Below are 6,070 nucleotides of genomic sequence, written 5' to 3'. Positions count from 1 at the left end.
CCGAATGGCCGGTAGCTGCCCGGGAGGTAGTCGGCGACGGTGCCGGCTCCGTCACCGGAGGAATACGAGTCACCCAGCGCGACGTAGCGCAGCGCGGTCAGCCTGGTCCGCGAGGATCGTGAACGGCCGGACCGGTCGGTCGCGGTCAACTGGAACACGTAGTTGCCCGGAGCCGGGAGGGTCACCGTCGTGTCTGGCGTGTCACCGGCGAACCGGGCCGGGGCCGGTCCCGACAGCATCGTCCACGCTGTGGATGCCGCGGGGCCGGTGACCCGGCCGTGCAGGGCCACCACGCTCAGCCCGACGACTGTGCGCGAGCGTCCCGCCTGCACGGTCACCATCGCCTGCCGCAAACGTGGCACCGTCGTCACAGATGGTTGCGATGTCGCTGCCGTAACGTTCTGTCGGCTACGGGATACATCCGCTGCGCCTGTGTCACGGCAACCCGCGACCGCCACGGCCGCCACCAGGCCCACCACGAGCATGCTCCACCGGCATCGCCCGAGATCGCTACCCGTCATACCGTCATGATGACAGGCCGTGGAGTGGAGTCCACGGATGTGGCGTACGTGGAGTAGCAGTCCTGCGACGCCCAGAGCAGTCCTGCGACACCCAGAGCAGTCCTGCGACACCCCAAAGTGGCGGTCTGTAAATCGGGGCTCCGTGTCGGTCATCTCCTTCACCACCAGGAAGATCGTCGCAAACTGGGCCATCCCCGGCGGCGGGATTCCCGACATGGGCAACGTCAACGCCGACGGGACCCGGCTGTGGCTGTCCGGCCGGCGCAGCAACGTCGTGTACGTGTTCGACACCGGCGACACCGGCGACACCGGCGACACCGGCGGGAACGGCGGGAACGGCGGGCCGGACCCGACGACCGGCCGGCTGTTGACCGAGATCCCGGTGGGCCACGAGCCGCACGGGCTCGCCCTCTGGCCGCAGCCCGGGCGCTACTCCCTCGACCACAGACGATCCGCTTCAACGCGGAACTGCATGCCCTGGTCCGCATCGCTCGACACGCGGTCAGCGTCGCCGAAAAAGTGATTGTGGGCCGGCTGCAGATGGGCGACTTCGCGCGGGGCGCGTTGCCCTGCCGCATCGATACCGTGACCGGCAGCGTCTCCTGCACCTTTGACGAGGAGTTCAGGAAGGATGTCCTCGCGGCAATGAGTTCGCTGGTGCGCGCCCGTGGGCTTGCCGAGTCGACGGCGGGTGGGGCGATCCGGGTGTTCGCGCTGCGCGCGGTCGAGCGGCTTCCCAGCTCTCCCCATCGCACGCTGGACGACCTGGCCCGACAGCAGGAGATACGACCGGTGCGAAGTCTGGCCGAGTTGGCTCTGTCAGAACCGCTGAGCGATGAGGTCCGCCGCCCAACGCTGGAACCGGCAGATCGGGTGATCCTCGCGGCGCTGTCCCGGCTGTTACCCCGGGCCCGCTGGGACGTCTTCTTCGTCACCCCGGCCACCGTGCTGCGGTGGCGCCGTGACCTCCTCCGGCAACTTTCTTACCGGCGGCACGTTGCCTTGACGCCGGCGACAAAGTTTAGCGTCTTGCCCCGGACGGGTGAAGGAGGTCCGATGCTGATCGGCGAACTGGTGGAGCGGGCCGGCACGAGTACGGATGCGATCGACGTGATGCGACTGCTCTGGGCCGGAGGCGAGGACGGGGTCAGCTTCCGCGGGGAGTTCTTCGACTTCGACAACCTGTGCAGCTTCCCGAAGCCCTACGGCGTTACCCAGCTGCCCATCCACGTTGGTGGATCAAGTCGGGCGGCTGCACGCCGGGCCGGGCGACGAGGCGACGAGGCGACGGCTACTTTCCCGGCGGTGCGCTCGGTCCTGATGAGCGTAGCCTCCAACTGGACCTCGCCCGGTCGACCGCCTTCGAGGCTGGCCGTAATCCGGATGCTCTGGAGTACACGCGATGGGGGTCGATCGACCTGACGGTTCGGCCGGACCAGGTCGGCGGCGCGTATGTTCTCGACGTCCGCCAGCGGGCGGAGTTCACCTCCGCCCACTTGCCGGGTGCGACCTCATGTCGAGCTCGGCGACTTGCCCGCCCACCTCGCCGACGTCGCCCACCTCGCCGACGTCGCCCACCTCGCCGACGTCGCCCACCTCGCCGACGTCGCCGCCGGGCCGGACGGCTGGGCGCGGGCCACCAGCCGGAACCTGGACACCGGCGCATGAAAACAACCGCCACCGCCGCCGCCGGCCCGGCCAGCGGCACAGGTCCGGCCAACGGACCGGGTAGGTCAAAGAGCGGCGATGAACTCCGCTGACACCGATCACTTCGAAGCCGAGCTTCTCAAGGACCTTGACCACCTCCCCGCCAGGCAGCACGGGAAGAGGAGGCATCAGGCGACGTCCTGCACGATCGTCAGGACTGGCGGAACGCCAAACTCCTCAAGGACCAGACTGACGGCCTCGTAGAGATCGGCCACGGCGTCCTCAGGAGTGTTGCCGAGGCCGTGCGCGCCACCGCTGGGGAACAACGCATGGGCCGCCCAGGTGCCGTCCTCCTCCTGCTCCAGCTCGTCTGGGGATCTGGACCATCCGCTTCATGGCGCCGACTGTACGCCGCCAGCCGCAGGGCCAGCGGTAGCTCCGGTCACGGCACACGGACGCCACTCGACCGAACTGTCGAAAGCTGGTGAGCGCAGGACGGTGCCCAGTCTGTGGCCTCCGCGTGTTCCGCTGGGCGGGTGCGGATCGGTCCGGCGCGGCCAACGCGAGGCAGGTCAGTCCAGCGCGGCCAACGCGAGGCGGGCGGCGGCCCGGAGCCGCTCCGCTTCGGGTGCGGCCCGCGCGAGCACGCGGACGCCCTGCATCATCACGAGCAGGAAATTGGCGATCTCGTGCGGGTCCTTGTCGGGGCCAAGCTCGCCTTGGGCCTGGGCCCGCACCAGGGAGGACACCAGCGCCGTCTCCACGACGCTCCAGCTGACCGCCACCTGGCGGGCGACCTCGGGGTCACGCGGGGAGAGTTCGACGGCGGCGTTCACCACCAGGCAGCCTCGCCGGTTCGGGTCGGTGAGGGCGTCGGCGACCCAGCTCTCGACAAACGCGCGCACGGCCGACAGGGCCGGTCCGGGCTGGGCGAGCGCGGTGACGAAGCCCGCCTCGCTGCGTCGCAGGTACCGCCGCATGGCGGCCAGATACAGGTCGTGCTTGCTGCCGAACGTGCCGTAGAGACTGGCCCGGCCAATCCCCAGGTAATCGACGAGGTCGGCCATCGAAGTCGCTTCGAAGCCCCGTGTTCCCATCTGTGGTGATATCCCCCGGCCAGGGCGGTCGCGGTGGCCTCCCGCGGGTCGAGGGGCTCACCCGCCCGGGCGGCGGTGAGCAGCGCGTCGCGGGCCTTCCCGCTGATCTTCGGGTTGATCAGGACGGTCCGGTAGGAGCCGTCGGGTAGTGCCTTCAGCGGGGGCAGGTTCAGGTTGGCCCTGACCCGCCACAGCAGCGCCGCGCCGGTGTCCGCGGCCGTGCACCAGTCCGCCCAGGAGTAGAAGGTCCGGTCGGCGAGCAGCAGCCAGTCGGAGGCCAGCCGTGGGTAGAGGCGTCGGGCGAGGGCCTGCTCGCTGGCGACCTTCGTTCCGCGTCGGTAGCGCTGCTTGGAGACACGGTGCACAACGCCGCCGACGCGCTTACGGCGTTGCCGCTCGGGATCGCGTTCGTGCTGGGCCGGCGGGCGGCGACCCGCCGGTGCACCTACGGTTTCGGCGCCCATCACCCACGCTCTCGCCGGGCGGGCCCGCCGTGTCGTGGAGTCCGCGTGGTTCAACGGCGCGGTTCTCGTCGCGATTCTCGCCAACGCGGCCCTGCTGGGGATCGAAACCTACTCCGGACTCGCCACGCGCTGGCACGGCCCGCTCAAGGCCACTGAGCACGGGTTCCTGGTCTTCTTCACCATCGAGATCGCGCTGCGCGCGGCCGCCCACGCCGACCGTCCCCGCGACTTCTTCCGCGACCCGTGGAACCTGTTCGACCTCGCCATCGTCGCGCTGGCCGTCCTTCCGCTGGCTCGGGAGGACTCGACGGCAGTGCGGCTGGCGCGGCTGGCCCGGGTGCTGCGCACCGCCCGCTTCCTGCCGCAGGTGCGCATCATCCTCGCCGCCCTGACCCTGTTCCTGCTCATCACCCTGGACGGGCTCGGCGACGCCGTCCACACCAGTCTGGAGATCTCCGGCTGGACGATCCTCTACTACGGATCCTTCGTCGTGATCGGTTCTTTCATCCTGATGAACCTACTCATCGGCGTCGTCATCAATTCCCTGGAGGAGGCCCGTGAGATCGAGGACGCCCAGACACCCCGACGCCGGCCAGCAGACGCAGACAGCGACGGCCCGGACACCGACTTGGCCCGGCTACGCGAAAGGCTGACCACCGCCCGCGAGGCCCGCGACGCCCTCGACGCCGAACTGGCGGCGCTGTCCACACCGTCCCGCCCAAGCGACGGCGAGCAGCCCCGGCCCCGCCAGCCCACTCCCACCTGAGCGGCACAGATCGAGGACGCTCCTGCCCGGGCCTGGGCCCGGCGCTCCCAGCCATTCGGGCCAGCGCGCCGGCCAGCCGAACTGACGCCGCCGCACACAGGCGGACAGTGTCACCACGTCACCGCAGCCTCCCACGTATCCAGACTCGGCGGCAAATCCGCCCCTCGCCGGTCAATCCGGATGGCGGATTTAGCGGTTGAACACCTGTTCCTCGGCATTGTCAACCTGGAAGCCGCCGCGGCCAGCCTGCCCGTCGCACTGGACGCGAGGGCGGCGTTCCGGACACCGTCATCCCCGGCCACAACTGCACGCCCTGACGCTCGCCGCTGTCCTGCACACGCTCGCCGGACCGTGCCCGGCGGCCGAGGTATTTCTCGCCCACTTCGCCGGGAGCGCCGTCGCCGCGCGTTCGTGCCCTCCACCGGAAGCGTCGGTGGCCTCGGCGTCAGCCTCGCCGCTGCGCTCGCCCAGTGTGGCGGTGACGCCAAGACCGCCGTCAGCGCCGTTCTCGGCTACCGGCTTCTGACCGCATGGCTCCCGCTACTTCCCTCAGCGCTCGCTCTCACCACGCTATGCAGGCACCTCCTGCCGATCCCTGCCGAGAGCAGAGCGGGGGATGCTTCCCGGACGCACCCTTGGCAGGCGCCGACCGGTCTGGATCGACACTGCCGAGTTGCCCGCGGTCGTATCCAGGTGTCCGCATGCCAGGACGGGAGGCGCAGACCTTCTTGGGCTGGCGAGTGCATCGAGCCAGGTTCAACGATGGTAGGCGCCACGTCGGGTGAACGGGTGAACATGCGCCAGAGGAGGAGCACGGCGATGGCGCCGATGACCGACCCGATGATCCCGGACGGTTGCAGCGCGCCTTCGGCGAGGTCCTTGTCGAAGAGGATGTAGCCGAGGAATCCGCCGACGAAGGAGCCGACCACGCCGAGCATGATCGTGACCGGGATGCTCATGGGGCCGGGCCCGGGGACGAGGAGGCGGGCGAGAGCGCGCCGGCGACCAGGCCGAGCACGATCCAGCTGATGATGGTCCAGACCACGACGGCTTCCAACACCGGTAGATCACAGCAAGGTCAGCTGGGGATTACCCCTTCTCCGCCAGCCGATACCCTGCCTCGGGCGGTGGTGTCGGCTGTATGAGTCACCCGACCTGGCTCGGCCGGTGGTGCCCGGCGACGGCACCGGCACCGCGCGGCGCACGGTAGCTTCTGGAATCGCTGAGGGGGTCTGTACGTTGGGGACGGTGCCAGCGCAGTGCTGGCGGCGGCCATGGTGGTCGACTTGGGATCTGCGGGAGCGGACGGCGTGCACGGCGACGACAGTCGACATACGGCTGTGCGCCCGAAAGTGGTGAAGCGCCGCGGGGCCGTGTGCCGCGAGTCGGCCGGAAGCGGCGAGCTCCTGTGTCGCGGCGACGCGCGACGGGTCCCGTGCTGCCTCGTTCTTCGCGCTCCTGCCGCTGCCCAACAGCGCGGAGTGTCTGGCTGGCCGGGCACCGGTCCTCGGGGGCGTGGGTTCCGCGCGCCCGATGGCGTGCTGGCGGTTGTCTCGCGGGGTGTCGTCCGCGAGG

At 70.0% G+C, this 6,070-nt stretch carries 7 protein-coding genes and 1 pseudogene; 4 read left to right on the top strand and 4 right to left on the bottom strand.

The features are described from left to right. A partial coding sequence (locus tag AC08OP_RS19090) for a PKD domain-containing protein (RefSeq protein ID WP_476615438.1) occupies positions 1-362 on the bottom strand: 362 nt, incomplete at its 3' end. A gap of 301 nt (positions 363-663) precedes the next feature. Between AC08OP_RS19090 and AC08OP_RS19085 the strand changes: the two genes are divergently transcribed. The 3 genes from AC08OP_RS19085 to AC08OP_RS19075 all read left to right on the top strand — a co-directional run bounded on the left by AC08OP_RS19085 (position 664) and on the right by AC08OP_RS19075 (position 2,189). Then, on the top strand, positions 664-1,044 hold the full coding sequence (locus AC08OP_RS19085) for a YncE family protein (protein ID WP_476615437.1): 381 nt from the start codon (positions 664-666) through the stop codon (positions 1,042-1,044). 2 nt (positions 1,045-1,046) lie between these two features. Then, a complete protein-coding gene (locus tag AC08OP_RS19080) occupies positions 1,047-1,943 on the top strand; it encodes an LLM class flavin-dependent oxidoreductase (protein ID WP_476615436.1) in 897 nt (298 codons plus the stop codon). A gap of 108 nt (positions 1,944-2,051) precedes the next feature. After that, a complete protein-coding gene (locus AC08OP_RS19075; protein ID WP_476615435.1) occupies positions 2,052-2,189 on the top strand; it encodes a hypothetical protein in 138 nt (45 codons plus the stop codon). A gap of 167 nt (positions 2,190-2,356) precedes the next feature. Here the strand turns inward: AC08OP_RS19075 and AC08OP_RS19070 are convergent, their stop codons facing one another. Then, positions 2,357-2,494, bottom strand: coding sequence for a hypothetical protein (locus AC08OP_RS19070; protein ID WP_476615434.1), 138 nt, complete (start codon positions 2,492-2,494; stop codon positions 2,357-2,359). A gap of 246 nt (positions 2,495-2,740) precedes the next feature. Next, positions 2,741-3,235 (bottom strand): TetR/AcrR family transcriptional regulator, encoded by a 495-nt coding sequence (locus AC08OP_RS19065; RefSeq protein ID WP_476615433.1) that lies wholly within the window; start codon positions 3,233-3,235, stop codon positions 2,741-2,743. Between the two features lie 528 nt (positions 3,236-3,763). Between AC08OP_RS19065 and AC08OP_RS19060 the strand changes: the two genes are divergently transcribed. After that, positions 3,764-4,495 carry an ion transporter gene (locus AC08OP_RS19060; protein ID WP_476615432.1) on the top strand — a complete coding sequence of 244 codons (732 nt, stop codon included), beginning with the start codon at positions 3,764-3,766 and terminating at the stop codon, positions 4,493-4,495. Positions 4,496-5,286: 791 nt separating this feature from the next. On the opposite strand, the pseudogene AC08OP_RS19055 reads toward AC08OP_RS19060, so the two are convergent. After that, positions 5,287-5,540, bottom strand: a pseudogene (locus AC08OP_RS19055) (GlsB/YeaQ/YmgE family stress response membrane protein); the annotation flags it as partial. Between the last annotated feature and the right edge of the window lie 530 nt (positions 5,541-6,070).

It is taken from the genome of Frankia sp. CeRuru1 (genome assembly GCF_977966315.1).
The sequence above is the reverse complement of the archived record's forward strand: the minus strand, read 5'-3'. Positions and strand labels throughout refer to the sequence as shown.

Bases quoted from the DNA above. Each gene is read 5' to 3' on its own strand.
- AC08OP_RS19065 (WP_476615433.1), bottom strand. From the start codon at position 3,235: ATGGCCGACCTCGTCGATTACCTGGGGATTGGCCGGGCCAGTCTCTAC.